Annotated in this window: 21 protein-coding genes; 10 read left to right on the top strand and 11 right to left on the bottom strand. The window is 68.6% G+C overall.

Annotation, left to right across the window (positions count from 1 at the left end; genetic code table 11):
• Positions 1-128 precede the first annotated feature (128 nt).
• Entirely contained in the window at positions 129-1,505 is a 1,377-nt protein-coding gene (locus H610_RS0104630) for a glutamine synthetase family protein (protein ID WP_028238596.1), read from the top strand.
• Between the two features lie 21 nt (positions 1,506-1,526).
• Here the strand turns inward: H610_RS0104630 and H610_RS0104625 are convergent, their stop codons facing one another.
• The 7 genes from H610_RS0104625 to speB form a co-directional block, all read right to left on the bottom strand.
• Positions 1,527-2,261 (bottom strand): MBL fold metallo-hydrolase, encoded by a 735-nt coding sequence (locus H610_RS0104625; RefSeq protein ID WP_028238595.1) that lies wholly within the window; start codon positions 2,259-2,261, stop codon positions 1,527-1,529.
• 24 nt (positions 2,262-2,285) lie between these two features.
• Positions 2,286-3,626: a purine-cytosine permease family protein gene (locus tag H610_RS0104620; protein WP_028238594.1), complete on the bottom strand. Its 1,341-nt coding sequence runs from the start codon at positions 3,624-3,626 to the stop codon at positions 2,286-2,288.
• Between the two features lie 112 nt (positions 3,627-3,738).
• The gene (locus tag H610_RS0104615) at positions 3,739-5,262 is read right to left on the bottom strand and encodes an amino acid ABC transporter permease/ATP-binding protein (protein WP_028238593.1); all 1,524 of its coding nucleotides are present in this window, start codon (positions 5,260-5,262) and stop codon (positions 3,739-3,741) included.
• 57 nt (positions 5,263-5,319) lie between these two features.
• Positions 5,320-6,075 (bottom strand): ABC transporter substrate-binding protein, encoded by a 756-nt coding sequence (locus H610_RS0104610; protein ID WP_051231501.1) that lies wholly within the window; start codon positions 6,073-6,075, stop codon positions 5,320-5,322.
• A gap of 81 nt (positions 6,076-6,156) precedes the next feature.
• Positions 6,157-7,185: an isopenicillin N synthase family dioxygenase gene (locus H610_RS0104605; protein ID WP_028238591.1), complete on the bottom strand. Its 1,029-nt coding sequence runs from the start codon at positions 7,183-7,185 to the stop codon at positions 6,157-6,159.
• Positions 7,182-8,039, bottom strand: coding sequence for a sugar phosphate isomerase/epimerase family protein (locus H610_RS0104600; RefSeq protein WP_028238590.1), 858 nt, complete (start codon positions 8,037-8,039; stop codon positions 7,182-7,184). Before H610_RS0104600 ends, H610_RS0104605 begins: the two co-directional genes overlap by 4 nt.
• A 21-nt stretch (positions 8,040-8,060) precedes the next feature.
• Positions 8,061-9,020, bottom strand: a complete 960-nt coding sequence (speB, locus tag H610_RS0104595; protein ID WP_028238589.1) for an agmatinase — start codon at positions 9,018-9,020, stop codon at positions 8,061-8,063.
• Positions 9,021-9,137: 117 nt separating this feature from the next.
• Between speB and H610_RS0104590 the strand changes: the two genes are divergently transcribed.
• From H610_RS0104590 to H610_RS0104570, 5 genes are all read left to right on the top strand, one after another.
• Positions 9,138-10,028, top strand: coding sequence for a LysR family transcriptional regulator (locus H610_RS0104590; protein WP_028238588.1), 891 nt, complete (start codon positions 9,138-9,140; stop codon positions 10,026-10,028).
• Between the two features lie 55 nt (positions 10,029-10,083).
• Positions 10,084-10,725 carry a TetR/AcrR family transcriptional regulator gene (locus tag H610_RS0104585; RefSeq protein ID WP_028238587.1) on the top strand — a complete coding sequence of 214 codons (642 nt, stop codon included), beginning with the start codon at positions 10,084-10,086 and terminating at the stop codon, positions 10,723-10,725.
• Between the two features lie 129 nt (positions 10,726-10,854).
• Positions 10,855-11,736, top strand: coding sequence for an N-carbamoylputrescine amidase (gene aguB, locus H610_RS0104580; RefSeq protein ID WP_028238586.1), 882 nt, complete (start codon positions 10,855-10,857; stop codon positions 11,734-11,736).
• Positions 11,737-11,843: 107 nt separating this feature from the next.
• A complete protein-coding gene (gene aguA, locus H610_RS0104575; protein ID WP_028238585.1) occupies positions 11,844-12,941 on the top strand; it encodes an agmatine deiminase in 1,098 nt (365 codons plus the stop codon).
• 469 nt (positions 12,942-13,410) lie between these two features.
• Entirely contained in the window at positions 13,411-14,712 is a 1,302-nt protein-coding gene (locus H610_RS0104570) for an MFS transporter (RefSeq protein WP_028238584.1), read from the top strand.
• Between the two features lie 12 nt (positions 14,713-14,724).
• On the opposite strand, the gene H610_RS0104565 is transcribed toward H610_RS0104570, so the two are convergent.
• Positions 14,725-15,420, bottom strand: a complete 696-nt coding sequence (locus tag H610_RS0104565; RefSeq protein ID WP_028238583.1) for a dienelactone hydrolase family protein — start codon at positions 15,418-15,420, stop codon at positions 14,725-14,727.
• Between the two features lie 286 nt (positions 15,421-15,706).
• Between H610_RS0104565 and H610_RS0104560 the strand changes: the two genes are divergently transcribed.
• The 4 genes from H610_RS0104560 (at position 15,707) to H610_RS0104545 (ending at position 21,286) form a co-directional block, all read left to right on the top strand.
• Positions 15,707-16,870, top strand: a complete 1,164-nt coding sequence (locus H610_RS0104560) for a mandelate racemase/muconate lactonizing enzyme family protein (RefSeq protein WP_028238582.1) — start codon at positions 15,707-15,709, stop codon at positions 16,868-16,870.
• 41 nt (positions 16,871-16,911) lie between these two features.
• Positions 16,912-18,063, top strand: coding sequence for a mandelate racemase/muconate lactonizing enzyme family protein (locus tag H610_RS0104555; protein WP_028238581.1), 1,152 nt, complete (start codon positions 16,912-16,914; stop codon positions 18,061-18,063).
• 80 nt (positions 18,064-18,143) lie between these two features.
• Entirely contained in the window at positions 18,144-20,279 is a 2,136-nt protein-coding gene (locus tag H610_RS23250) for a TRAP transporter permease (protein WP_051231499.1), read from the top strand.
• A 29-nt stretch (positions 20,280-20,308) separates the two neighbouring features.
• Entirely contained in the window at positions 20,309-21,286 is a 978-nt protein-coding gene (locus tag H610_RS0104545) for a TAXI family TRAP transporter solute-binding subunit (RefSeq protein ID WP_028238580.1), read from the top strand.
• A gap of 356 nt (positions 21,287-21,642) precedes the next feature.
• On the opposite strand, the gene H610_RS0104540 is transcribed toward H610_RS0104545, so the two are convergent.
• From H610_RS0104540 to H610_RS0104525, 3 genes are all read right to left on the bottom strand, one after another.
• Complete coding sequence (locus H610_RS0104540; protein ID WP_043237613.1) at positions 21,643-22,653, bottom strand: LacI family DNA-binding transcriptional regulator; 1,011 nt, start codon at positions 22,651-22,653, stop codon at positions 21,643-21,645.
• A 480-nt stretch (positions 22,654-23,133) separates the two neighbouring features.
• Positions 23,134-24,372, bottom strand: coding sequence for an RNA polymerase sigma factor (locus H610_RS0104530; protein WP_043237609.1), 1,239 nt, complete (start codon positions 24,370-24,372; stop codon positions 23,134-23,136).
• On the bottom strand, positions 24,372-24,728 hold the full coding sequence (locus H610_RS0104525) for a YciI family protein (protein ID WP_028238577.1): 357 nt from the start codon (positions 24,726-24,728) through the stop codon (positions 24,372-24,374). The genes H610_RS0104530 and H610_RS0104525 overlap by 1 nt, the downstream gene beginning before the upstream one ends.
• Positions 24,729-24,870 lie beyond the last annotated feature (142 nt).

Genomic DNA, 24,870 nt, shown 5'->3' with positions numbered 1-24,870 from the left:
GCAAAAAATGCCCACTGCGCGCCGCTTCGGGGCACCCGCCGACGCTATTGACAGCCTCTCGGCTTTTCGTTTGACTCCAAGGCGAGTCCTCGACTGATTGATATTTTTAACAATGAAGGTGCTTCACCATGTCGCCCCCGCCGCGTGCCATTCAGCTAAACGAAGCCAATGCGTTCCTGAAGGAACACCCGGAGGTCCTCTACATCGACCTGTTGATCGCCGACATGAACGGCGTGGTGCGCGGCAAGCGCATCGACCGCGCCAGCCTGCACAAGGTCTATGAGAAGGGCATCAACCTGCCCGCCTCGCTGTTCGCCCTGGACATCAAGGGCATCACCGTCGAAAGCACCGGCCTGGGCATGGACATCGGTGATTCCGACCGCATCTGCTTCCCGATCCCCAACACCCTGTCCAAGGAACCCTGGCAGAAGCGCCCGACCGCGCAGCTGCTGATGACCATGCACGAGCGCGACGGCTCGCCGTTCTTCGCCGACCCGCGCGAGGTGCTGCGCCAGGTGGTGACCCAGTTCGACGCGCTCGGGCTGACCGTGTGCGCGGCCTTCGAGCTGGAGTTCTACCTGATCGACCAGGAGAACGTGAACGGCCGGCCGCAGCCGCCGCGCTCGCCGATCTCCGGCAAGCGCCCGCATTCGACCCAGGTCTACCTGATCGACGACCTCGACGAGTACGTCGACTGCCTGCAGGACATCCTCGAAGGGGCCAAGGAACAGGGCATCCCGGCCGACGCCATCGTCAAGGAAAGCGCGCCGGCGCAGTTCGAGGTCAACCTCCACCACGTCGCCGACCCGATCAAGGCCTGCGACTACGCCGTGCTGCTCAAGCGGCTGATCAAGAACATCGCCTACGACCACGAGATGGACACGACCTTCATGGCCAAGCCCTATCCGGGCCAGGCCGGCAACGGGCTGCACGTGCACATCTCGATCCTGGACAAGAATGGCAACAATATTTTCGCCACCGAAACGCCGGTCGAGCATGCCCCGCTGCGCCACGCGATCGGCGGCATCCAGCAGACCATGGCCGCCTCGATGGCCTTCCTCTGCCCAAACGTGAACTCCTACCGCCGCTTCGGGGCGCAGTTCTACGTGCCGAACGCTCCCTGCTGGGGCATCGACAACCGCACGGTGGCCCTGCGCGTGCCCAGCGAGAGCCCCGATGCGGTGCGCATCGAGCACCGCGTCGCCGGCGCCGACGCCAACCCCTACCTGCTGCTGGCCTCGGTGCTGGCCGGCATCCACCACGGGCTGACCAACAAGATCGAGCCGGACGACCCGATCGAGGGCAACTCCTACGAGAAGGTCGAGGCCAGCCTGCCGACCAACCTGCGCGACGCGCTGCGCGAGCTGGACGACAGCCAGATCATGGAGCGCTACATCAGCCCGGATTACATCGACATCTTCGCCGCCTGCAAGGAAAGCGAGCTGGAGGAGTTCGAGCACTCGATCTCCGACCTCGAGTACAACTGGTACCTGCACACGGTCTGAGCCGGCGGTCCGTGCCCCGGCTCAGGCCAGCCCGGGGTGCGCGGCGAACCAGGCGTCGATCAGGGCGCGCATGCGCTCGCCCGGGCAGCTGGGAAAGTGCCCGCCGTGCAGCACCCGCACCGGCAGTTCGCGCAGGCGTGCCAGGCTGCGTGCGTAGGCCTCCACGTCCGAGTGGTAGGCATCCTCGATCAGCGGGCCGTCATAGAGCACGTCACCGGAGAACAGCGTCCGCGTGTGCGCCTCCCAGAGGCTGATCCCGCCGGGGGAGTGGCCGGGGGTGTGCAGCACCTCGAGCACCCGGTCGCCCAGATCCAGCACCTCGCCCTCCTCGATCAGGCGCGTCGCCGGCGCCGCCCGTACGCGGTATTCGGCGTAGCACAGCGGGCACTCGGGATGGGCCTCGAACATGGCGTCGCCGACGAAGGCGGTGGCGAGCGTGTTGTCGCCGTCCGGCGCGGCGAGGATGTCCGCCTCGGCCGGGTGCACCAGGCGCTCGGGAAACTCGTGGTGCCCGGCGATGTGGTCGAAATGGGTGTGGCTCGCTACCGCCAGCAGCGGGCGCTCGGTCAGCCACGGCAACTGCTCGCGCAGGCTGACCAGCCCGGAACCGCTGTCGATCAGCAGGTCGCGCTCGCGGCCCTGCACGTGCCAGAGGTTGCAGCGGTAGAACGGCCTGATCCAGGGCTCGTGGATCAGGCTGATGGCGTCGTCGCGACGCTGGACTTCAAACCACTGCTGCCGGGCGACGATCTTCATGGCGGCTCCTCGAGGTTTCGCGATTCAGGCGGCCTGCATGCGCGGCACCAGCACCCACTTGCGCAGCACCACGTAGAACACCGCCGTCAGCACGAATACCGGAAGCGAAGCCCCAAACGCCAGCGGCGCCACCCAGCCCCAGTAGTAGGCCAGCACCGCGCCCAGCGCATAGGCGGCGAAGGCCGCCGGGTTGAAGCCGGCCAGGTAGCGGTAGCGTCCGCCGCGCGGGTCGAGCAGATCGGCCTCGAGGTAGCTACCGCGCTGGATCACGAAATAGTCGGCGATCATCACGGCGAAGGCCGGGATGAAGACGCTGCCGATGATCAGCAGGAAGTTCTGGAAGTTGTCGAGGATGCCGGGAATCTGCGAGCCGAGGATCGACAGCACGCCGATCGCCAGCGCCGGCTTCCAGAAGCGCGTCTGCGGGCGCATGTTCAGATACGACAGGGTGGCGCTGTACACGCACATGACGTTGGTGGTCATCACCGAGAGGAACACCACGATCGCCGCCGGCAGCCCGAAGCCGAAGCCGGCCAACAGCACCGCCGGATCGTAGGTCTGCTGCATGCCGGCCAGCACGCTGAAGCCGGAAACCGCGGCGCCCAGGCCCATGGCCAGCAGGGTGGCGGCGACGTAGCCGACCCAGGTACCCACCGCCGCGGCCTTCTGGCTGCGGCAGTGGCGGTTGTAGTCGGCGGCCAGCGGAATCCAGGAGAAGGCCGTGGCGATGACGATGTCGAAGGCCACCCCGGCGCTGATCTCGTTGCGCGGCTCGACCGGCATCGCGAACAGTTCGGCGAAGGCGAAGTTGCGCCCCATGGCGTAGAACACCGCGCCGGCCAGCAGCAGCATGCCGACCGCCGCCCAGCGCTCGACCCGCTCGATGCCCAGGTGCCCGCGCAGGGCGATGAGCACCACCAGGGTTTCGCAGAGCACGGTGAACAGCGGCAGGTTGCTGTAGCCGGTGGTGGCCTCGACCGCGTAGTTCAGGCTCATGCCGGCCAGCAGCGCCTGGATCCAGCTCCAGGCCAGCAGGCTCACCAGGTTGACCAGCGAGGGCAGCTTGGCGCCGTGCACGCCGTAGCTGGCGCGCGCCAGCACCATGGTCGACAGGCCGCTGCGCTGGCCCATCAGGCCGACCAGCACCAGCGGCAGGATGCCGAGCGCGGAGCCGAGCAGGACGATGAACATCGCCTGGCCGAAGCGCAGGTCCGGCACCAGCAGCATGCCGGTAAGGATGGTGGTGACCACCACGTTGGCGCCGAGCCAGAGCGCGGCGGTTCCCCGCAGCCCGAGGCTGCGCTGGGACGGGTCGGTGGCGGCCAGGCTGTCCTGGCCAAAGTGGCGGGCAAGCGTGTCGAACATGGTGACTCCCCTACGCGTTGTCGTGGGTGGTGCGGTTGTGGCGCGGCAGTCAGTGGGGCGAGGTCGTTGTTCTTCGTAGGGCGCAGGGCCGGTCAGGGCGGCGGACGGAACCTCATGCCGGCTGCTCCTGGTCGAGGCCGATGAAGCGCCGCACACGCTCGCCGCCGCGGGTGCGCAGGGCCTCGGGCGGGGCGTCGGCCTGGATCAGGCCGTCTTCCATGAACACCACGCGGCTGGAGATCGACAGGGCGAAGTCCATCTCGTGGGTGACGATGAGCATGGTCATGCCTTCGCGTGCCAGCTCGCGGATGACGGCGAGCACGTCGCCCACCAGCTCCGGGTCGAGCGCCGAGGTGGGCTCGTCGAACAGCATGATGTCCGGCTTCATGGCCAGCGCGCGGGCGATGGCGACGCGCTGCTGCTGGCCGCCGGAGAGCTGGTGCGGGTACTTGCCGGCATGCGCCAGCAGGCCGACCTTGTCGAGCAGGGCCAGGGCCTCGTGGCGCAGCGTGGCCGGGTCGCCGAGGCGGTGGTAGCGCGGTGCGAGCAGCACGTTGTCGAGGATGGTGCGGTGCGGGAACAGGTTGAAGCTCTGGAACACCATGCCGATGCGCCGCACGCCGGCGCGCAGGCGGCGGTTGTCCGGGGTGTCGCCGGCGCGGATGAAGTCCTCGCCGAACAGCACGATCTCGCCCTGCTCGATGCTTTCCAGGCCGTTGATGGTGCGGATCAGCGAGGTCTTGCCGGAGCCCGACGGGCCGATGATGGAGATCACCTCACCCGGGCGCACGGCGAGGTCGATGCCCTTGAGCACCTCGTGCCTGCCGTAGCGCTTGTGCACGTCCAGCAGCCGCAGGGCGTCGGGCTGCCCGGTACGCGAGACCGCGGCCGGTGCCGTGCGTACCGGCGGCAGTGAGGCGCGCAGGGCCTGTACGCGGGCCTCGTCGAGGGTTTCCGGCTTGCGCCGGGTCAGATCCAGGCAGCGCTCGAGGTACTGCAGCAGCCAGCCGAACAGGGTGACGATCAGCACGTAGTAGACGGCCACCGCCCCCAGCGTCTCGAGCACCAGGAAGTTCTGCGCATAGAGCCGCTGGCCCACCAGCAACAGCTCGGTGAGCGAGATCACCGAGACCAGCGAGGTCAGCTTGACGATGGTCACGTACTCGTTGGTCAGGGTCGGCAGGGCGATGCGGAAGGCCTGCGGGATGACGATCAGCCATTGCGTGCCCAGCCCGCGGATGCCCAGGGCGCGCGCCGCCTCGCGCTGCCCCCTGGCGACCGAGAGCAGTCCGCCGCGGTGGATCTCCGCCATGTAGGCCGCCTCGGTCAGCACCAGCGACAGCAGGCCGGCGTAGAAGGGGTTCGACAGCAGCGCGCCGCTGGCCGGAAACAGCTGCGGGAGGTTGTAGACGAAGATCAGCAGCACCAGCAGCGGCACGCTGCGGAAGAACCACACGTACAGGCCGGCCGGCGCGCTGATCCAGCGATGCGCCGACTGCCTGGCGCTGGCCAGGCCAAAGCCGATCAGCAGGCCGATCAGCCAGGCCAGGGTGCTGAGCTTGACCACCGTCCAGCTGGCCTGCCAGAAGCCGGGCATGGAGAACAGCGAAAAGAAATAGGTCCACTCGAACGGCATGCGCTACCTCGCACCGGGCGCCGGTCGACGACGCCCGGCGGCGCCGCCGGGTCGGGATCAGGCTTCTTCCAGGTTGTACTTCTTCAGCAGCGCCTGGTACTCGCCGCTCGCCTTGAAGTCGTCCAGCGCGGCCTTGAGCGCGTCCAGCAGTTGGGCGTTGCCCTGCTTGACGTAGATGCCGAGCACTTCCGGGTAGACCGACTGCGGCGAGCAGATGACGATCCGCCCGCGCGACTTGTCGACCATCATCTGCGAGGCGCTGGCGATCTCCAGGTGCGCCTGCACGTGGCCGGACATCAGTGCCTGGGAGACTTCCGAGCTGGTCGGGTACTCGTTGATGGTGATGGCGCCGGCGCCCTGCTCGCTGCAATAGCCCGCCGACAGCTCGTTGAGCTTGCCGATCCAGGAAGTGCCCTGCTGCAGGCCGACGGTCAGGCCGCACAGCTCCTCGGGCGTCTGTGGCTTCTTCGCCGCATCGGCACGCACCATGATCGCCGCGCCGGTCCTCGCGTAGGGAACGGCATCGGCCTGCTTGAGCCGCTCGGGCAGGATGTACATGCCGGAGATGATGGTGTCGAAGCGGTTGGCGTTCAGCCCCAGGATCAGGTTGGGAAAGCGCGTGTCGCTGAAGGTCGCCTTCAGGCCCATGCGCTCGGCCAGCTCGGCGGATACCTCCGGGTCGAAGCCGACCACCTGGTCGCCGTCGTAGTACTCGAACGGCGGATAGGCGATCTCCATGCCGACCTTGAGCTCGCCGGCGGCGATGGTCTTCGGCGTCTCGGCGGCCCCCGCCTGGCAGCTCAGGCCCAGCATGACGGCGGCCAGGGCGCTCAGCTCCGGTTCTTCAGGCGCTTCATCGGTGTCTCTCCATATGGCTCACGGGCAAGGCAGGGCTCAAAGCGCGCTCGGCTGGTGTTTCAGCCGGCCGAAGCTCGCGGGCTGGCGGGCGCGTTCCGGCAGCCGGAGCTCGCCGGCGGCCACGCGTTCTTTCAGGTATCGGTAGGTCTGCAGCGCCTGGCTCCACATGTGCTCGCCGATGCTGATCGACTCGTAGTGCGCGCCGGCCTCGGCGAACGGCGGCAGCGGGCGAATCTGGGTGTGGTAGTCGCAGGCGTAGAACAGCGGGAAGGAGTAGCGCTCCTCGGCGACCTTGCGCACCCGGTGGGCGGTGGCGACGAAGGCTCCGGCGGTCATGACCTCCAGCATGTCGCCGATGTTGACGACGAAGGCGCCGTCCAGCGGCGGCGCGTCGATCCACTGGCCGAGGTCGTTCATCACCTCCAGCCCAGGGCGGTCGGCGAGCAGGATGGTGAAGCACTCGTAGTCGGTGTGGGCGCCGATCCCGGGAGCGTCCTGGGCCTCGCCGTCGTAGGGGTAGTGGATCAGCCGCAGCTTCGACGGCGGGTACTGCGCGGCATCGTCGAAAGCGTTCTCCGGCAGCCCGAGGGCCAGGGCGAAGCCGCGGAACAGCGTGCGGCCGAGGCCGAACACCGCCGCGTAGTAGGCCTGCACCGCCTCCCTGAAACCAGCGACCGGCGGCCACTCGTTAGGCCCCAGCAGCGGCGTGCCGGCGAGCACCAGCGGATGGTCGGCCGGCACTTCGTAGCCGACGTCGAAGGCCTCCTTGTGGTCCGGCTTGCCCTTGGCGTAGATCTCCTCGCCCTCGGGCACGTAGCCCTTGTGGGTCCTGGAGGCGCCGATGTAGTGGCGCATCTTGGTCTCGAAGTCCTGGGCGAAGAAGGCCTCGGCCGCCCGGTGCAGCCCGTCCATCAGCGCCGGGGACACGCCGTGGCCGGTGATGTAGAGAAAGCCCACCTCGCGCGCGGCCTGCCCCAGCGCGCCGGCGACGGCCTGGCGCTCGGCGAGGTCCGGGCTGAACAGGCCGGCGACGTCGACCACCGGGATGCGGGTGAAGCTGCTCATGAGGCCTCCTGCGTGCCGGCGAGAAAGCGCTGGAAGTGCGCGCGTTGCTCGGCGGCCATCCACCGGTTCAGCGACCACAGGTCGGCGACCGGCACGTTGGTGTAGGGAAGATGATGCAAATACCCGTCCGGACCGAACTCCGGCGTCAGGGTGGTGCAGGCGAAGCCGCGTGCCCGCTGGCTCGCCCACACCTGCTCCCAGTGCCGCTGGTGGAAGGCGAGCGCCGCGGCGTATTCCGGCGCACCGGGATGAGGCACCTGCGGCCCCTGGTCGTAGCCGACCCGCGCCTGGATGTGGCAGACCCGTTCGACGAAGGGGCCGAGGTCGTCCTCGGGGTCATCCAGCAGGCGCTCGCAGGTGACCACCCAGTGGCTGATGTCGGAGGTGAAGCGCAGCCCGGGCAACTGGCGGATCAGCTCAAGGGTGACCCAGGGGCTGTACAGCGAGCGGCCGCGATGGATCTCGAAGCAGGCGTTCACCCCGGCCTGGCGCGCCAGTTCCAGCGCCGCGCCGAAGAAGTCGACCTGCGCCGCCATCGCCCAGCGGTCGTTGCCGGCCAGCAGGTTGACCAGCCGCGGCTGCAGCTCGGCCGCCGCGGCGAGCTTGGGCGCCAGGTCGGCCAGGTGCTCGGCGACGCCGTCGGCCTGGCGCGGCAGCACCGGGGTCGAGCTGAACAGCGTGCAGATGTAGGGCAGCGCGTTGGCTTCGAGGAGGCGGGCGAAGGCCGGGCGGGCCGCGGGATCGTCCGGCAGGCGTCCTTCCAGGCCGTCGAAGCCGGCCTCGCGCAGTTCGTCGAGGGCCTGCTCCCAGCGGCCCCGGAAGCCCCAGAGGGTGCGGAACAGTTCCAGCTTCATTGCCGGCCTCCTGCCGATGCGCTAGCGATGGGTCACGCCCGGCAGCACGCAGAGCATCTCGTACAGCAGGTTGGCGCCGAGCAGCGAGGTGTTCCCGCTGGTGTCGTAGGGCGGCGACACTTCAACCAGATCGCAACCAATGAGTTCGAGTCCCGCGCAGCCGCGGATGATTTCCAGCGCCTGGATGGTGGTCAGCCCGCCGACCTCCGGCGTGCCGGTACCGGGCGCCCAGGCCGGGTCGATGCCGTCGATGTCGAAGGACAGGTACACCGGCCCGCCGCCGACCCTGGCGCGCACCTCTTCCATCAGCGGCGTCAGCGAGCGGTGCCAGCACTCCTCGGCCTGCACCACGCGAAAGCCCTGCTTGCGGCACCAGTCGAAATCCTCGGCGGTGTAGCCCTGGGCGCGCAGGCCGATCTGCACCACCCGGTCGCAGTCCAGCAGGTCCTCTTCGACGGCCCGGCGGAAAGTGGTGCCGTGGGCGATCTTCTCGCCGAACATGTGATCGTTGACGTCGGCGTGGGCGTCGACGTGCACCAGCCCGACCTTGCCGTGCTTCTTCTTCATCGCCCGCAGGATCGGCAGCGTGAGAGTGTGGTCGCCGCCGAGGGTCAGCGGCACGATGCCGAGCTCGAGGATCTCGTCGTAGGCCTGCTCGATGATGCGCACGGCGTCGAGCAGGTTGAAGGTGTTGATGGCCACGTCGCCGACATCGGCGACGTTCAGCGAGTCGAAGGGCGCCGCGCCGGTGGCCATGTTGTAGGGGCGGATCATCACCGACTCGGCGCGGATCTCGCGCGGGCCGAAGCGGGTGCCGGAGCGCAGCGAGGTGCCGATGTCCAGCGGCACGCCGATGAAGGCGGCGTCCAGCGCGCGCTTGTCGGCCTCGGCCTGGACGAAGGGCAGGCGCAGCATGGTGGCGATGCCGCCGAAGCGCGGCATCTCGTTGCCGCCCAGCGGCTGGTGGAGAATGCGGGACATGGCGGGCCTCAGGAATCCGGGACGATCCGATTCTTGGCCAAGGGGCAAAACGGAAAAATTGCCGAGGGCAAATAATTACTTCAGAGTTTTCTGAAGCAATGCCTGCCGGAGACGCCGATGCACACCGCCCTGCCCGACCTCAAGCTGCTGCGCATCTTCGTCAGCGTGGTCCAGCACCAGGGCTTCACCGCCGCCCAGCAGGCGCTGAACCTGTCCACCTCGGCGATCAGCACCTACATGAGCCAGCTCGAGGCGCAACTGGGCATCACCCTCTGTCACCGCGGCCGCGGCGGCTTCAGCCTGACCGGCAAGGGCGAGCTGTTCTACCAGGAGTGCCTGCGCCTGCTCGGCGAACTGGAGGGCTTCGAGCGCTACACCGCGGCGCTCAAGGGCGAGCTGCGCGGCACCCTCACCCTCGGCGTGCTGGACTCCACCGTGAGCGACCCGGCCCTGCCGCTGCCGGACGTGATCGGCGCCTACAACCGCAACCACCCAGCCGTGCACCTGCGCCTGCAGGTCATGAGTCCCTACGAGCTGCAGATGGGGGTGCTGGAAAACCGCCTGGACGTCGCCATCGGCGCCTTCTACAACCGCATGAGCGGCCTGGTGTACCAGCCGCTGTACCGCGAGCAGCACTGGCTCTACTGCAGCGACCGGCACCCGCTGTTCGCCGAACGCGGCATCCCGGCGACCCTGATCATGGGCCAGCGCATGGTCGGCCGCGGCTACTGGAGCCAGGCGGAAATGGCCCGTCATGGCATCCGCGACAGCGCCGCCACGGTGGAAAGCATGGAGGCCCAGCTGATCCTGGTGCTCTCCGGCGCCTACATCGGCTACCTGCCCGAACACTACGCGCAGCCCTGGGCTGACCAGGGCCGGCTGAAGGTCCTGCTGCCGGCGACCTTCGGCTACCAGGCGCCCTTCACCCTCATCTATCGCCGCGGGCGCACCCGCGAGCCGCTGATCCAGGCGTTCCGCGACCTGCTCAGGCCCGGCCCGCAGCACTGAGGCTTGCATCCCCGCCGCGGCCGGCATCCAATGGCGGCCCCGACCCGGAGTAGCCATGGCCCGACCCGCCACCGCCCGCAAGCCCCGCGCCAGCAGCCAGGCGCGCATCGACGCGATCCTCGAAGCCGCCCGCACGCTGCTCGCCGAGCAAGGCGTCGGCGGCCTGTCGATGTATGCGGTGGCCGAGCGCGCGGGCCTGCCGCCGTCATCGGTCTACCACTTCTTCCCCAGCGTGCCGGCGCTGCTCGAAGGGTTGATCGCGCAGGTCCACGAGGCCTTCCGGGACTGCCTGGCGCAGCCGCTGGACGGTCCTGTTCCGGCCCGCTGGCAGGAACTCTCGCGGAAGATCGAACTGCGCATGCTGGCGATCTACGAACGCGATCCGGCCGCGCGCCAGCTGATCCTCGCCCAGCACGGGCTGGCCGAGGTGACCCGCGCCGACCTGTCCCACGACATCGAACTCGGGCGCGCCATGCGGGTCCTCTTTGAAAGCCATTTCGTCCTGCCACCGCTGCCGGAGGAGCCGGACGTGTTCAGCCTGGCGCTGGAACTCGGCGACCGCGTCTACGCCCGCTCGATCCAGCAGTACGGCGAGATCACCGCGCGCATGGCCGAGGAAGGCATGCGGGTGTTCGACGCCTACCTGGGCCTGTACCTGCCGCCCTTCCTTCCGCGCACCGACGGAATTACTCGATAAATATCGGTATTCAGCCCTATCCGGATACTCATTGCGAAAGTACCCGGCTAGGCATACGGATAAACATCGAATAGAGTGCACCACTCAATTCCCGCCGTCCCGGCACCCGCCCGTTCGCGAGGTCTCGTCATGTCCCGAATCGTCACCGTCGCCGCCACCCAGATGGCCTGCTCCTGGGATCGCCAGGCCAACATCGCCAACGCCGAGAAGCTGGTCCGCGAAGCGGCCGGCAAGGGCGCGCAGATCATCCTGATCCAGGAGCTGTTCGAGACGCCCTACTTCTGCCAGAAGCCGAACCCGGAATACCTGCAGCTGGCCACCCCGGTCGAGGAGAACCCGGCCATCCAGCACTTCCAGAAAGTCGCCGCCGAACTGCAGGTGGTGCTGCCGGTGAGCTTCTTCGAACTGTCGGGGCGCGCGCGCTTCAACTCCATCGCCATCATCGACGCCGACGGCACGCTGCTCGGCGTCTACCGCAAGAGCCACATCCCGGACGGCCCCGGCTACCACGAGAAGTACTACTTCAACCCGGGCGACACCGGCTTCAAGGTGTGGAACACCCGCTACGCCAAGATCGGCGTGGCCATCTGCTGGGACCAGTGGTTCCCGGAAACCGCGCGCAGCATGGCGCTGATGGGCGCCGAACTGCTGTTCTACCCCACCGCCATCGGCAGCGAGCCGCACGACCCGAGCATCACCTCGCGCGACCACTGGCAGCGCGTGCAGCAGGGCCATGCCGGCGCCAACCTGATGCCGCTGATCGCCAGCAACCGCATCGGCACCGAGGAGCAGGACGGCTACGACATCACCTTCTACGGCTCCTCGTTCATCGCCGACCAGTTCGGCGCCAAGGTCGAGGAAATGGACGAGACCAGCGAAGGGGTGCTGGTGCACAGCTTCGACCTCGACCAGCTGGAACACATCCGTAGCGCCTGGGGCGTGTTCCGCGACCGCCGTCCGAACCTGTACAGCCCGATCCGCACGCTGGACGGCTCGCAGCCCTCCAGCTGAGCCACAGCCATTCGTAGGGTGGAAAACCGCGCAGCGTTTTCCACCGCCAGGCCAAACAGTCGGTGGAAAAGGCCTGCGGCCGTTTTCCACCCTACACGGACATCGCCATGACCACCCTGACCACCACGCCACGCACCGACGGTTACTTCATGCCCGCCGAATGGGCCCGGCACAGCCAGACCTGGATGGTCTGGCCGCAGCGCCCGGACAACTGGCGCGACAACGGCGCGCCGGCGCAGGCCGCCTTCGCCGAGGTGGCGCGGGCCATCGCCCACTTCGAACCGGTCACCGTCTGCGCCACCGCCGAGCAGTTCCTCGCCGCCCGCGCGGCGCTCGACCATCCGCGCATCCGCGTGGTGGAGATGAGCACCGACGACGCCTGGGTGCGCGACACCGGGCCGACCTTCGTCATCGACGGCAAGGGCGGCCTGCGCGGGGTGGACTGGACCTTCAACGCCTGGGGCGGGCTGGAAGGCGGGCTCTACGCCGACTGGCGGCGCGACGACCAGGTGGCGCTGAAGATCCTCGAGATCGAGCGCTGCGATCGCTACCGCACCGAGGGCTTCGTGCTCGAGGGCGGCTCGATCCACGTCGACGGTGAAGGCACCCTGATCACCACCGAGGAATGCCTGCTCAACCGCAATCGCAACCCGCAGCTGTCGCGCGAGCAGATCGAGAACGTGCTGCGCGAGCACCTGGCGGTCGACACCGTCATCTGGTTGCCGCACGGCCTGTACAACGACGAGACCGACGGGCACGTCGACAACTTCTGCTGCTTCGTGCGCCCCGGCGAGGTGCTGCTGGCCTGGACCGACGACGCGGCCAACCCCAACTACGAGCGCTGCCAGGCGGCCATGGCGGTACTGAGGAGCGCCCGCGACGCCCGCGGCCGCCCGATGAAGGTGCATCGCATGCCGATTCCCGGCCCGCTGCATGCCACGGCCGCCGAGTGCGCCGGTGTCGCCCCGCTGGTGGGCAGCCAGCCGCGCGACCCGTCGATCCGCCTGGCCGGCAGCTACGTGAACTTCCTCATCGTCAATGGCGGCATCGTCGCCCCGGCCTTCGACGACCCGCTGGACGCCGAGGCCGAGCGCATCCTCCGCGAATGCTTCCCCGAGCACGAGGTGGTGATGGTCCCCGGCCGCGAGATCCTGCTCGGCGGCGGCAACATCCACTGCATCACCCAGCAGCAACCGGCGCCCTGAGCGGCTGATCGGGCGGGAGCGGTCTTGACCGCGAACGCCGCCCGCCAAGTCGTAGGCAAAGCCTGCTCTTACAGGTGCGTCAAGATCATAGGCCGCGCCATACCTTTCCCTTCTCCCGCCGGGAGAAGGTGGCCCGCAGGGCCGGATGAGGGCGCGTGCAGGCCCTCGACCCTCTCCCGGAGGGAGAGGACGTTGGCTCCTTGTCGGTGCGCGGCTACGTGCAGGCTGGTTCGCGACCGAGGTCGCTCCTACAGGGAGCGGGTGCCTGCATTCCAGTGAGTGCTCTTGACCGCGCGCGAGACGGGTCGCAGGCGGTGCCTGCTCCTACAGGGGCCAGCAAGCATCGAATGCCTTTCCTCGTCCCGCAAGAAAAGGAAAAGCTCGTGCCGGCGTGAAGCCTCGCCTCGCGACTGAACGCCGGGCCGATCCGCGGGGGTCATAGGGATATCGCCCCCTGCTGGAGCCCCGCATGCCGGAACCCCGCGCCCCACGAGAAAGCCCGCAGCAGCGCGCGCTGAGCCGCAGGATCGGCTGGCGGCTGATTCCCTTTCTCTGCCTGTGCTACCTGGCGGCCTACCTCGACCGCATCAACGTCGGCTTCGCCAAGCTGCAGATGGCCGAGCAGCTGGGCTTTTCCGAGACCGCCTTCGGGCTCGGCGCCGGGCTGTTCTTCGTCGGCTACATCCTCTTCGAGGTGCCGAGCAACCTGGTGCTGCAGCGGGTCGGCGCGCGGCTGTGGATCGCGCGGATCATGATCAGCTGGGGGCTGCTGTCGACCTGCACGCTGTTCGTGCAGACGCCGGCGCAGTTCTACCTGGTGCGCTTCCTGCTCGGCGCCGCCGAGGCCGGTTTCCTGCCCGGCGTGCTCTATTACCTGACGCTCTGGTACCCGAGCTGGCGGCGCGGGCGGGTGATCGCCCTGTTCATGCTCGGCCTGCCCTTGTCGAGCATCCTCGGCGCGCCGCTGTCGGGCTGGATCATGGGCAATTTCGACGACCTGCACGGCCTGCAGGGCTGGCAGTGGCTGTTCCTGCTCGAAGGGCTGCCGAGCGTGCTGCTCGGGCTGCTGGCCTTCGCCCTGCTGCCGCGCGACCCGGACCACGCGCGCTGGCTCGACGCCGGCGAGCGGGCCAGCCTGCAGGCCACGCTGGCCGCCGACCTGGCGCAGAGCCCCGAGAGTGGGCAGCGCTTTTCCGAGGGTTTCTTCAACCTGAAGGTATGGATGCTCGGCGGCATCGACTTCTCGATCCTGCTCAGCGCCTATGCGCTGGGCTTCTGGCTGCCGACCTTCCTCCGCAACGCCGGGGTCGCCGACCCGGTGCGGATCGGCTGGCTGACCGCGCTGCCGAGCGTCGCCGCGCTGCTCGGCATGCTGCTGCTCGGCGCCAGCTCCGACCGCTACCGCGAGCGCCGCTGGCACATCATCCTGCCGTTCTGGATCGGTGCCGCGGCGATGGCCGGCAGCACCTTCTTCGCCGGCAACCTGGCGGCCACGGTGGCGCTGTTCGCCCTCGCCCAGGCGATGATCGTCGGCGCGGTGCCGGTGTTCTTCAGCCTGCCGGCGACCTTCCTCACCGGCACCGCCGCGGCCACCGGCTTCGCCCTGGCCTGCTCCCTGGCGAACATCGCCGGGCTGGTGAGCAACTCGCTGGTCGGCCTGGCGCTGGACCTCACCGGTTCCAGCCAGGGCGCTCTCTGGTTCTTCGCCGGCTGCCTGCTGCTCAGCTCGCTGCTGGTCATGGCGTTGCCGGCGAAGGTGGTCAATCGCTGAAGGTAGCGAGGCTCAGAGCGCGTCGGCGAGGAAGGTCAGCGTGCGGCCGTGGGCAATGGCGGCGCTGCGCTGGTCGTACATCGGCCGTTCCCAGCAGTTGAAGCCATGGTCGACGCCCGGGTAGACCTCGATGGTCGCCTGCGGCGAACCGGCGAAGGCGCCGCGCACGGCCTGCACCGCCTGGGCGGGGATGTAGCTGTCCTGTTCGGCGAAGTGCAGGAGGATCGGGCAGTTGACCTTGTCCGCCTTGTCCAGGTGCGCGTCGATGCTGCCGGGGTAGTAGCAGACCGCGGCGTCCACATCGGTGCTGGCGGCGCAGAGATACGACAGCAACCCGCCCATGCAGTAGCCGATGGCGGCCACCTTGCCGCTGCATTCGACGCGCCCGCGCAGGGTCTTCAGCGTGCTGTCGAGGTCGCCGATGGCCAGGCCGAAGTCGAGCCCCTTCATCAGTTCGAAGGCGCGCGTCCAGTCGGCTTCGCCGTAGCCGAGGTCGACCTGCGGCTCGGCGCGCCAGAACAGGTCCGGCGCCAGCACCACGTAGCCGTCCAGCGCGTACTGGTCGGCCACGGCGCGGATGTGCGCGTTGACGCCGAAGATTTCCTGTATCAGCACCAGCCCCGGGCCGCGGCCGGTGGGCGGCAGGGACAGGTAGCCCTTGAAGGTCTGGCCGTCGTTGCCGGCGATGTCGATCCACTGTGAGTTCATCGGTTGCTCCATGTTGGTGTGGGGATGGCCACCGGACTGCGGCGGCCTTTTTACAGGGCACCACGGCTCGGGGCGTCCTGGCAACCGACTGCGCGAGGCCGGCCGAGTTCGGCGGCGAAGTGCGGCACGCCCTTTCCATCCCGGCATCCACCCCATGCATCGCGGAAATTCACCGACGCGCAAATTTCGGCTTGCGCTTTTGTGGAAACGATTCCATGCTGTTTTTCAGCAGGCCGCCCGCCCCCTATGCCGGCCTCGAATCACAACAAGAACCATGAGGGAAACGATGAAAATCACGCGCGTTGTACCCCTGCACGTCGGCCAGTTCATGTTCTGCCGCGTGGAGACCGACGAGGGCATCGTCGGCTTCGGCGAAGCCGGCGCCTGGGGTCATATCGAGGCCTCGGGCGTGGCGATCCAGCGCTTCGCCGAATACCTCGAAGGCAAGAACGCCTTCGACATCGAGCATCACTGGAACGTGATGCACCGCTTCAGCTACTTCCAGGGGCTGGCGATCAATGCGGCGATCTCCGCCATCGACATCGCGCTCTGGGACATCAAGGGCAAGGCGCTCGGCGTGCCGATCTACGAGCTGCTCGGCGGGCCGGTGCGGCGCAAGGCGCGCATCTACGGGCACATCTACGAGAAGACCATCGAGAAGATGCTCGAGGAGTGCCAGGCAAAGATGGATGCCGGCTTCACCGCCTTCGGCCACCTCAACCCGTTCCTCGACGAGGGCAACGACCAGGTCTATTTCAAGACCCATATCAAGAAGATCCGTGACGCGGTGGACAACGTGCGGCGCATGCGCGAGGTGGTCGGCGACCGGGTCGACCTGCTGATCGAGCTGCACCGGCGCCTGACGCCTGCCGAGGCGGTCACCTTCACCCGCGACATCGAGCAGTACCACCCGATGTTCGTCGAGGACCCTATCCGCCCCGAAGGGGCGGATGCCATGGCCCGCGTCGCCGACCGGATCCCGGTGCCGATCGCCACCGGCGAGCGCTTCTCGACCATCTACGAATTTCAGGCGCTGCTGTCGCGCAATGCCGTGGAGTTCGCCCGGGTCGACCTGTGCCTGTGCGGCGGCATCACCGGCGCGCGCAAGGTGGCGGCGATGGCCGAGGCGCACCACGTGCAGCTGGTGCCGCACAACCCGCTGTCGCCGATCGGCCTGGCGGCCTGCCTGCAGGTGGCCGCGGCCGCGCCGAACTTCGCCATCCAGGAATACGCCACCGGCTTCGAGGCGGGAATCTTCGAATCCCGTCCCGAGCATCTGGGCAGCAACGTGGTGGACAGGGTTCCGCTGCCGGACCAGGGCTTCGTCGACATCCCCGACGGTCCCGGCCTGGGCATGGCGCTGCTCGACGACGCGCAGAAGATCCGCCCGCCGCAGTCGCGCCCGATCAGCATGCGCCCGCATTTCGACGGCTTCGTCGTGGACCAGTGAGCCCCCACCTTCATCCGCACAACAAGAAGAGGAAAACGGACATGATCATCGAACACGTGGAAGCCATCCCGCTGGACATGGCGCTGAGCGAGGTCTTCAAGGGCGGCACCTACCAGGTCGCCTCCCGCCCCACCATCGTCACCCGCGTGCACCTGGCCAACGGCATGGTCGGCGAGACCTACGGCGGCGATGAATTCCACACCCAGAAGGAGATCGTCGAGGTGGTGCGCCAGCACCTCGCACCGCTGCTGATCGGCCAGGACGTGCGCGACTTCCAGCGCCTCTGGGAGCGCATGTTCCACGTCGACCTGGACCTCGGCAACCGCGGCCTGCACCAGCTCGACATGCATCCGCGCGGCATCCTCATGCAGGCCATCAGCTGCCTCGACAACGCCATGTGGGACGCCCGCGGCAAGCTCTACCAGACGCCGGTGTACAAGCTGCTCGGCGGGGTGCGCGAGCGCGTTCCGGTGATCTCCATCGGCGGCTACTACCCCAAGGACGGCAAGGACCCGCTCGAGGCCATCGCCGAGGAAGTGGACATGGTCCGGGCGGCCGGCTGCATGGGCATCAAGATGAAGGTCGGGCGCGCCAGCCTCGACGAGGACCTGGCCCGCGTGCGTGCTGCGCGCAAGGCCGGCGGCGAGGACTTCGTGGTCACGGTCGACGCCAACCAGGGCTGGGACCCGCTGGACGCGGTGAAATTCTGCGTGGCCATGGAGAAGGTCGATCTCGGCGTGCGCTGGATGGAAGAGCCGGTGAAATGGTACGACCAGACCGACGGGCTCAGGCTGCTGGCCAGCAAGACCTCCATCCCGATCAACGTCGGCCAGGGCGAGATCAGCGGGCGCGCCTGCCGCGACCTGATCGACAAGGGTGCGGTGAACATCCTCAACGTCGACTGCACGCTGTGCGGCGGCGTCACCGAATGGCAGCGCATCGCCGACATGGCCAGGTTCATGAACGTCGAGATGGCGCACCACGAGGAGCCACAGGTGGCGGTGCACCTGATCGCCGCCAACCCGCACGCCCTGTTCGTCGAGATCTTCGCCAACCGCGTGCGCGACCCGCTGCTGTGGGAACTGCCGGACGGTTTCCCGGAAATCCGCAACGGCTACATGACCGTGCCCCAGGAGCCCGGGCTGGGCGTGCGCCTGCGCCAGGAGGTCATCGACCGCTACCGCTGCGACTGAACCGGCGAGGCCCGGCCATCCCGGCCGGGCCCGCACCACGCGACATGCCCTCTCCAAGAACAACAACGGAGGCAAGCGTCATGAATCAACACAAGCCCGATCCGGCACGCGATCAGCTCGAGCGGGAAACCGCCGCCGCCGAAGCCGATGCGGAGAAATTCGATTTCGGCGCCAAGGCGCGCCACCTGAGCGGCTGGCAGCTCGGCCTGGTCTTCGCCCTCTGCGTGCTCTACTCGGCGTTCCACCTGGTGGTGTTGAACGTGCTGCCGATGGACGAGTGGGTGTTCCGCGCGCTGCACGTCAACCTGGGCGCCGCCATCGCGCTGTCCCTCTACGCCACCTGGGGCCGGGCCAAGGGCTCGAAGATTCCGTTCTGGGACCTGGCGCTCGGCCTCGCCGCACTGGGCTGCTCGGCCTACATCTGGTGGCAGCTGGACGAACTGATCGTGCGCACCGGGGTGCTGATGACCACCTGGGACGTGATCGTCTCGGCCATCGGCATCCTGATCGTCATCGAGTTCGCCCGCCGTTCGGCCGGCTTGGCGCTGCCGGTGCTGGCCCTGGTGTTCATCGTCTACGGCATCGTCGGCCCCTGGCTGCCCGGCGTGCTGTACCACCGCGGCTACGGCTTCGACGAATTCTCCACCTTCCTCTACAGCATGGAAGGGATCTTCGGCATCACCACTGCCGCGGCCGCCCAGTACATCGTGCTGTTCGTGATCTTCGCCGCCTTCCTGCAGGTGTCGAAGGTCGGCGACCTGTTCATGAACCTCGCCTTCGCCCTGGTCGGCCGCGCGCGCGGCGGTCCGGCCAAGGCGGCGATCCTCGGCAGCATTTTCTTCGGCATGATCAGCGGCAGCGGCGTGGCCAACGTGGTCGCCTCGGGGACCTTCACCATCCCGGTGATGCGCCGCATCGGCTACTCGCGCAGCAGCGCCGGCGCGATCGAGGCAGCCGCCTCCACCGGCGGCCAGCTGGCGCCGCCGATCATGGGCGCCGGCGCCTTCATCATGGCCGAGGTGACCGGCATCCCCTACACGCAGATCGCCCTGGCCGCGCTGCTGCCGTGCTTCCTCTACTACCTGGCGGTGTACGCCCACGTCGACATCGAGGCGATCAAGGAGCGCATCGATGGCCTGCCGGCCTCGGAGCTGCCGCGCTTCCGACCGATGATGCGCGACATCTTCATGCTGCTGCCGCTGGGCATCCTGATGTGTTTTCTGATCGCCGGCTACTCGGTGATCTCGGCCGGCTCCTGGGGAATCGCCTCGGCCGTGCTGGTGCTGCTGCGCAACCGCTTCGAGCTGGACAGCCGCCTGCTGGCGGTACCGCTGGTGGCCTGCATCCTCAGCCTGGTACTGCTGCCCACGGCGGCCGCCAACACTCATGGCATGCTGGCCATCGGCGGCGGGCTGCTGGCCCTGCTCGGGGCGCTGGCCAGCGGCCGCTCGCCGGTCCGCCTGGGTGGCGCGCTGAAGGAGACCGGGCGCGACATTCTGGCCGCGCTCGAAGGCGCCAGCCGGCAGTCGCTGCAGCTGGCGGCGGTGTGCGCCTGCGCCGGGATCATCGTCGGCGTGATCGGGCTCACCGGCCTCGGCGGCCGCTTCTCCGCGCTGCTGCTCGGCATGGCCGGCCAGAGCGAGTTCTTCGCGCTGTTCTTCGCCATGCTGGTGGCGCTGATCCTCGGCATGGGCATGCCGACCACGGCCGCCTACGCGATCGCCGCCAGCGTGGTGGCGCCCAGCCTGCAGAAGATGGGGGTCGACGCGCTGTCGGCGCACTTCTTCGTCTTCTACTACGCGGTGATTTCCACCATCACCCCGCCCATCGCCCTGTCCGGCTTCGCCGGCGCCGCGCTGGCGCAGGCCAACCCCTGGACCACCTCGTTCAAGGCCATGCGCTATGGCATCGCCGCGTACATCGTGCCGTTCCTGTTCGTCTACCACAGCGAGATCCTGCTGCGCGGCGAACCGCTGGCCATCGTCCACGTGCTGGTCACCGCGTCGCTGGGCATTTGCGGCCTGGCCATCGCCAGCGAGGGCTGGTTCAAGGGCCGGCTCAATCCGCTGCTGCGCGTACTGGCGGTGGTCGCCTCGATGTGCCTGTTCGATGGCGGGCTCTACACCGACCTGGCCGGCTTCATCCTCGGCGGCACCCTGCTGGCCTGGCGCTTCGCGCGGCCGGCGTCGGCGTCCGCCCGGCCCCAACTCCACTGACCCATAACAACAAGAAGGAAGGTAACTCCATGATCAAGACAGCGATCGCCACCCTCACCCTCGCCCTGGCGGCCCAGGCCCACGCCGCCGACCGTGCCGACTGGCCGCAGACGCTGGTCATCGGCACCGGTTCGCCCGGGGCCGTCTACGGCATCTACGGCCAGGGCGTGGCCGGCGTCATCAGCCGCCACGTCGGCGTGCCGGCCTCCACCCAGCAGACCCAGGGCCCGAACCAGAACCTGGTGCTGCTGCACAAGGGCCGCATCGACATCGCCATGTCCACCATGGGCCCGGCCTACGAGGCCTGGACCGGTGAGCTGGACCTGCACCCGGGCACCCGCTACGAGAACATGCGCGCCGTGCTGCCGATGTACAACACGGCCTTCCAGGTGGCGGCGCTCGAGCGCACCGGCATCAAGTCGGTGAGCGACCTGGACGGCAAGGTGCTGGGCACCGGGCCGAAGGGCGGCACCGGGTCCTACTGGAAACGCTGGCTCGACATCCTCGGCATCGAGGTGACAGAGCGCAACGGCCCGCTAGGCGACCAGGCCTCCCAACTGGCCGACGGCCGCCTGGACGCGGTGGCCACGGCGGCGGGCCTGCCCACCTCGGCATTCAGCGAACTGGAAGCGCAGGTGCCGGCGACCGTCTTCTCCTTCAGCCAGGAGCAGATCGACCAGTTGCTGCCCAAGCTGCCCTACGCCAGCATCACCGAGATCCCGGCCGGGACCTACCAGTCGCTGAAGGTGCCGATCAAGACCCTGGGCATGTGGAACTTCGTCATCGTCGACCACGAGATGCCGGAGGACCTGGTCTACGAGATCACCAAGGCAGTACTCGAGCACCCCGACGAGATGGTCAACACCCACGCCTCGGCCAAGGAGACGCTGGCGGAGAACGTGCTGAAGAACGACTTCCTGCCGCTGCACCCAGGCGCCGTGCGCTACTACCGCGAGCGCGGCATCGACATTCCGGACAAGCTGCTGCCGCCGGAAATGAAGCAGTGATCAACGGCTGCGCAATGGCCCGCCACCTGCTGTAACGCCGTTAAGCTTCTGGGCTATACCGGGCTTGCCTGAACGTAAAAGGCCGATGCCGGATCTCTGGCATCGGCCTTTTTATGTCCGTAGTCTCTGCTCCTCAGCAGCGTAGGAGCGAGCTTGCTCGCGAACTCGGCCGGCAGCGTGGTCCGCCCCTTCTTCAAAGCAGCGCCTGTCACCGCGCAAGCCAACTGGACCCCGGCCTGCGGGGGCGACGGGCGAACGCCGTGCCGCCTCATGGTCCGGCGCCTCGCATCTCGACACGGACCATTGTGGGAGGCGCCCCTGGCGGCGATCCGCCACGCCGCCCGCGTTCTTGGCCTTCAGAGTTGGCGCACGCTGGCCGTCTCGACGAACTCGGTGGGCAGCACCACGCAGCGCCGCTCGCGGTCGCCGCTGTTGAGGCGCATGAAGACATCGTAGGCGGCTTCGCCGATCAGGCCCAGGTCGCGCCGGATCACCGAGATCGGCGGCGAGTAGAACTCGGTGAGTTCGGTCTCGTCGCAGCAGATCAGCGAAATGTCCCGGCCGACCTCCACGCCGCGCTCGCGCAGAGCCCGCAGCACGCCCGGCAGCATCCGGTTGTGGCCGACCACCAGGGCATCCGGCAGCGGCTCGCGTTCGAGCCGGTTCTTCAGCACCTGGTAACCCGAATCCGGGCGCTCGTGGCCGCACTCCAGTTCGGCCTGCAGGCGCCCCTGATGGCGCTCGACGGCTTCGAGGAAGCCGCGCCGGCGCTCCAGGCCCGGGCGGGTCATGTCGAGGTAGAACAGCATCACGGTGCGGTGGTTGCGCGCCGCCAGGGTATCCACCGCCTGGCGCATGCCCATTTCATGGTCGGTCTGCACGTGCCCCACCCGCGGGGCGTCGCCGAGCATGTAGCGGTCCATGATGACCACTGGCTTGCCCCAGTTCGCCAGCAGCTCGGTCATGGCCGGGTCGTCCTCGGAACAGGGCACCACCACCAGCCCGTCCACCCTGCGGCTGGCCAGGCTCTGGAACAGCTCCACCTCCAGCGTCGGGTTGCTGAAGGAGCTGGTGAGCAGCGCCGAGTAGCCCTGCTGGCGCAGCTTCTCTTCGGTGCGGCTGATGATCCGGGCGAACAGCGGGTTGGCCATGTCCGGCAGGATCACCCCGACCGTGCGCGTCTCGCCGCGGCGCAGGTTGCGCGCCATCTCGTCGGGGCGGTAGTTCAGCTCGGCGATCGCCCGCATCACCCGCTCGCGGGTTTCCTCGCCGACATAGCCGGTGCCCGACAGCACGCGGGACACGGTACCGACCCCGGCACCGGCCAGGCGGGCGACGTCTTTGATGGTGATCTTCTTGTCAGGCATAAGGGTCCTCGGGTCGAGGACGCATCATAAACGACCGCCGGGCCCGGGGACCGAACCCCGGCCACGCACGTGGCATCGGCCCGGCGGCAGGTGCGCGCTGCGCCATGTATCCCGTGGAGCCCCCTCATCCGTCCCTGCGGGCCACCTTCTCCCGGAGGGAGAAGGGAAAAGCCCGGCGTGACCGCGACATCCAACCGATCGCGGTCAAGACCCCACACAAGGCTGATCGCCCCGAGGTCGGGCCTCTACAACAGCAAGCGAGCGTGCAGGGTGGATGACGGCGAAGCCTCATCCACGCGTCCGGTCGGGCCGTTGCCGACTTCACCATGATCAACGGGGCGCCACCGCGGCCACGGTGGAAAACGCTTCGCGGTTTTCCACCCTACGTCTGCGTGGGAGCGGCCTTGACCGCGAATGATGGAAGGGGCTCGTTCACGGTCAAGACCGTTGCTCCCACGAGGCCTGTCTCACCCGACGCCGCTAGCCGCCCAGCTCGCCCAGCCGGCGTTGCAGAAAGGCCCGCTCGGGGGCCAGCCGGGTCAGTTCCAGGGCGCGGCGATAGGTGGCGCGCGCGGCGTCGTGGCGGCCCAGGCGGCGCTGGAAGTCGGCGCGGGCGGCGTGGGCCAGGTGGTAGTCGCCGAGTTCGCCGCGCGCCAGCAGGCCGTCGACCAGCGCCAGCCCGGCCTGCGGTCCGCGCAGCATGGCCACCGCCACTGCACGGTTGAGTTCGATCACCGGCGACGGGGCCAGGCGCAGCAGCAGGTCGTAGAGCGCGACGATCTGCGCCCAGTCGGTATCCGCGGCGCAGGCGGCCTCGGCGTGCACCGCCGCGATCGCCGCCTGCAGGCTGTAGGGGCCGAAGCGACGCGAGGCCAGCGCCCGCTCCACCAGCGCGCCGCCCTCGACGATCAGCGCGTGGTTCCAGCGGGCGCGGTCCTGGTCCTCCAGCAGCACCAGCGCGCCCTCGGCATCGGTGCGGGTCTCGCGGCGCGCCTCGGTCAGCAGCATCAGCGCCAGCAGGCCCATGACCTCGGGGTCCGGCAGCAGCTCGAGCAGCAGGCGGCCGAGGCGGATGGCCTCGGCACTGAGGTCGGCGCGGGTCACGCGCTCGCCGGCCGAAGCCGCGTAGCCCTCGTTGAACACCAGGTAGATGACCCGCAGCACGCTGTCCAGGCGCTCGGGCAGCTGCTCGCGCGCCGGCACCTGGTAGGGGATCGCCCGCTCGCGGATGCGCTGCTTGGCGCGCACGATGCGCTGGGCGATGGTCGCCGGGCCGGCGAAGTAGGCGCGGGCGATCTCCTCGGTGGTCAGCCCGCAGACCTCGCGCAGGGTCAGCGGCACCTGGGCGGCGGCCGGCAACTGCGGGTGGCAGCAGGTGAAGATCAGGCGCAGACGGTCGTCTTCCATCTCCTCGACCTCCTCGGGCGAACCCTCGGCCTCCGTGGCGAGGCTGTCGGCCAGCTGCGCCAGCGAGGCGTCGAAGCGCGCGCGCCGGCGCAGCGCGTCGATCGCCTTGAAGCGGCCGGCGGAGACCAGCCAGGCGCGCGGATTGGCCGGCAGGCCCTGCTCCGGCCACTGGCGCAACGCCGCGGTGAAGGCCTCCTGCAGCGCCTCCTCGGCGCGCTCGAAGTCGCCCAGCAGGCGGATCAGCGTGGCCAGCACGCGGCGCGATTCCTGGCGGTACAGCTGCTCGATGTCCGCCGGCGTGACCGCCGCCATCAGCGCTCGGGCAGCTGGCGTACCGGGCGCACTTCGATGTGCCCGAGCGGCGCGGGCGGGATGCGCGCGGCGATGGCCGTCGCCTCGTCCATGTCGGCGGCTTCGATCAGGTAGAAGCCGGCGAGCTGCTCGCGAGTCTCGGCGAAGGGGCCATCGGTCACCGTCATCGCGCCGTCGCGCACCTGCACCGTGCGGGTCTCGGCCACTGGCCGCAGCGGCTCGCCACCGAGCATGTGGCCGCTGGCGCGCAGGCCTTCGCCGTAGGTCAGGCAGCGGTCGACCAGGGCCTGCCACTGGGCGTCGGTCATGCCGTCGACGGCAGCTTCGGGGTAATAGATCAGACACAGGTATTTCATGGGCGCTCTCCATCTGCCGGCGAGAGTGAAAAGCTAGCAGCCGGATGGCGAACGTGCGGCGAGCGACGACGAATGCCGTGAAGCGATGCTCGAAAGGCGTTGCGTCGTTGGCATCACAGTGCCGTCCGGCTCCCCGAAGAGC

The organism is Stutzerimonas azotifigens DSM 17556 (genome assembly GCF_000425625.1).
Classification (GTDB): domain Bacteria; phylum Pseudomonadota; class Gammaproteobacteria; order Pseudomonadales; family Pseudomonadaceae; genus Stutzerimonas; species Stutzerimonas azotifigens.
The sequence above is the reverse complement of the archived record's forward strand: the minus strand, read 5'-3'. Positions and strand labels throughout refer to the sequence as shown.

What these genes read in the sequence shown, in the direction of transcription:
- H610_RS0104630 (WP_028238596.1), top strand. Translation starts at nt 129, where the DNA reads ATGTCGCCCCCGCCGCGTGCCATTCAGCTAAACGAAGCCAATGCGTTC.
- H610_RS0104625 (WP_028238595.1), bottom strand. Translation starts at nt 2,261, where the DNA reads ATGAAGATCGTCGCCCGGCAGCAGTGGTTTGAAGTCCAGCGTCGCGAC.
- H610_RS0104620 (WP_028238594.1), bottom strand. Translation starts at nt 3,626, where the DNA reads ATGTTCGACACGCTTGCCCGCCACTTTGGCCAGGACAGCCTGGCCGCC.
- H610_RS0104615 (WP_028238593.1), bottom strand. Translation starts at nt 5,262, where the DNA reads ATGCCGTTCGAGTGGACCTATTTCTTTTCGCTGTTCTCCATGCCCGGC.
- H610_RS0104610 (WP_051231501.1), bottom strand. Translation starts at nt 6,075, where the DNA reads ATGCTGGGCCTGAGCTGCCAGGCGGGGGCCGCCGAGACGCCGAAGACC.
- H610_RS0104605 (WP_028238591.1), bottom strand. Translation starts at nt 7,185, where the DNA reads ATGAGCAGCTTCACCCGCATCCCGGTGGTCGACGTCGCCGGCCTGTTC.
- H610_RS0104600 (WP_028238590.1), bottom strand. Translation starts at nt 8,039, where the DNA reads ATGAAGCTGGAACTGTTCCGCACCCTCTGGGGCTTCCGGGGCCGCTGG.
- speB (WP_028238589.1), bottom strand. Translation starts at nt 9,020, where the DNA reads ATGTCCCGCATTCTCCACCAGCCGCTGGGCGGCAACGAGATGCCGCGC.
- H610_RS0104590 (WP_028238588.1), top strand. Translation starts at nt 9,138, where the DNA reads ATGCACACCGCCCTGCCCGACCTCAAGCTGCTGCGCATCTTCGTCAGC.
- H610_RS0104585 (WP_028238587.1), top strand. Translation starts at nt 10,084, where the DNA reads ATGGCCCGACCCGCCACCGCCCGCAAGCCCCGCGCCAGCAGCCAGGCG.
- aguB (WP_028238586.1), top strand. Translation starts at nt 10,855, where the DNA reads ATGTCCCGAATCGTCACCGTCGCCGCCACCCAGATGGCCTGCTCCTGG.
- aguA (WP_028238585.1), top strand. Translation starts at nt 11,844, where the DNA reads ATGACCACCCTGACCACCACGCCACGCACCGACGGTTACTTCATGCCC.
- H610_RS0104570 (WP_028238584.1), top strand. Translation starts at nt 13,411, where the DNA reads ATGCCGGAACCCCGCGCCCCACGAGAAAGCCCGCAGCAGCGCGCGCTG.
- H610_RS0104565 (WP_028238583.1), bottom strand. Translation starts at nt 15,420, where the DNA reads ATGAACTCACAGTGGATCGACATCGCCGGCAACGACGGCCAGACCTTC.
- H610_RS0104560 (WP_028238582.1), top strand. Translation starts at nt 15,707, where the DNA reads ATGAAAATCACGCGCGTTGTACCCCTGCACGTCGGCCAGTTCATGTTC.
- H610_RS0104555 (WP_028238581.1), top strand. Translation starts at nt 16,912, where the DNA reads ATGATCATCGAACACGTGGAAGCCATCCCGCTGGACATGGCGCTGAGC.
- H610_RS23250 (WP_051231499.1), top strand. Translation starts at nt 18,144, where the DNA reads ATGAATCAACACAAGCCCGATCCGGCACGCGATCAGCTCGAGCGGGAA.
- H610_RS0104545 (WP_028238580.1), top strand. Translation starts at nt 20,309, where the DNA reads ATGATCAAGACAGCGATCGCCACCCTCACCCTCGCCCTGGCGGCCCAG.
- H610_RS0104540 (WP_043237613.1), bottom strand. Translation starts at nt 22,653, where the DNA reads ATGCCTGACAAGAAGATCACCATCAAAGACGTCGCCCGCCTGGCCGGT.
- H610_RS0104530 (WP_043237609.1), bottom strand. Translation starts at nt 24,372, where the DNA reads ATGGCGGCGGTCACGCCGGCGGACATCGAGCAGCTGTACCGCCAGGAA.
- H610_RS0104525 (WP_028238577.1), bottom strand. Translation starts at nt 24,728, where the DNA reads ATGAAATACCTGTGTCTGATCTATTACCCCGAAGCTGCCGTCGACGGC.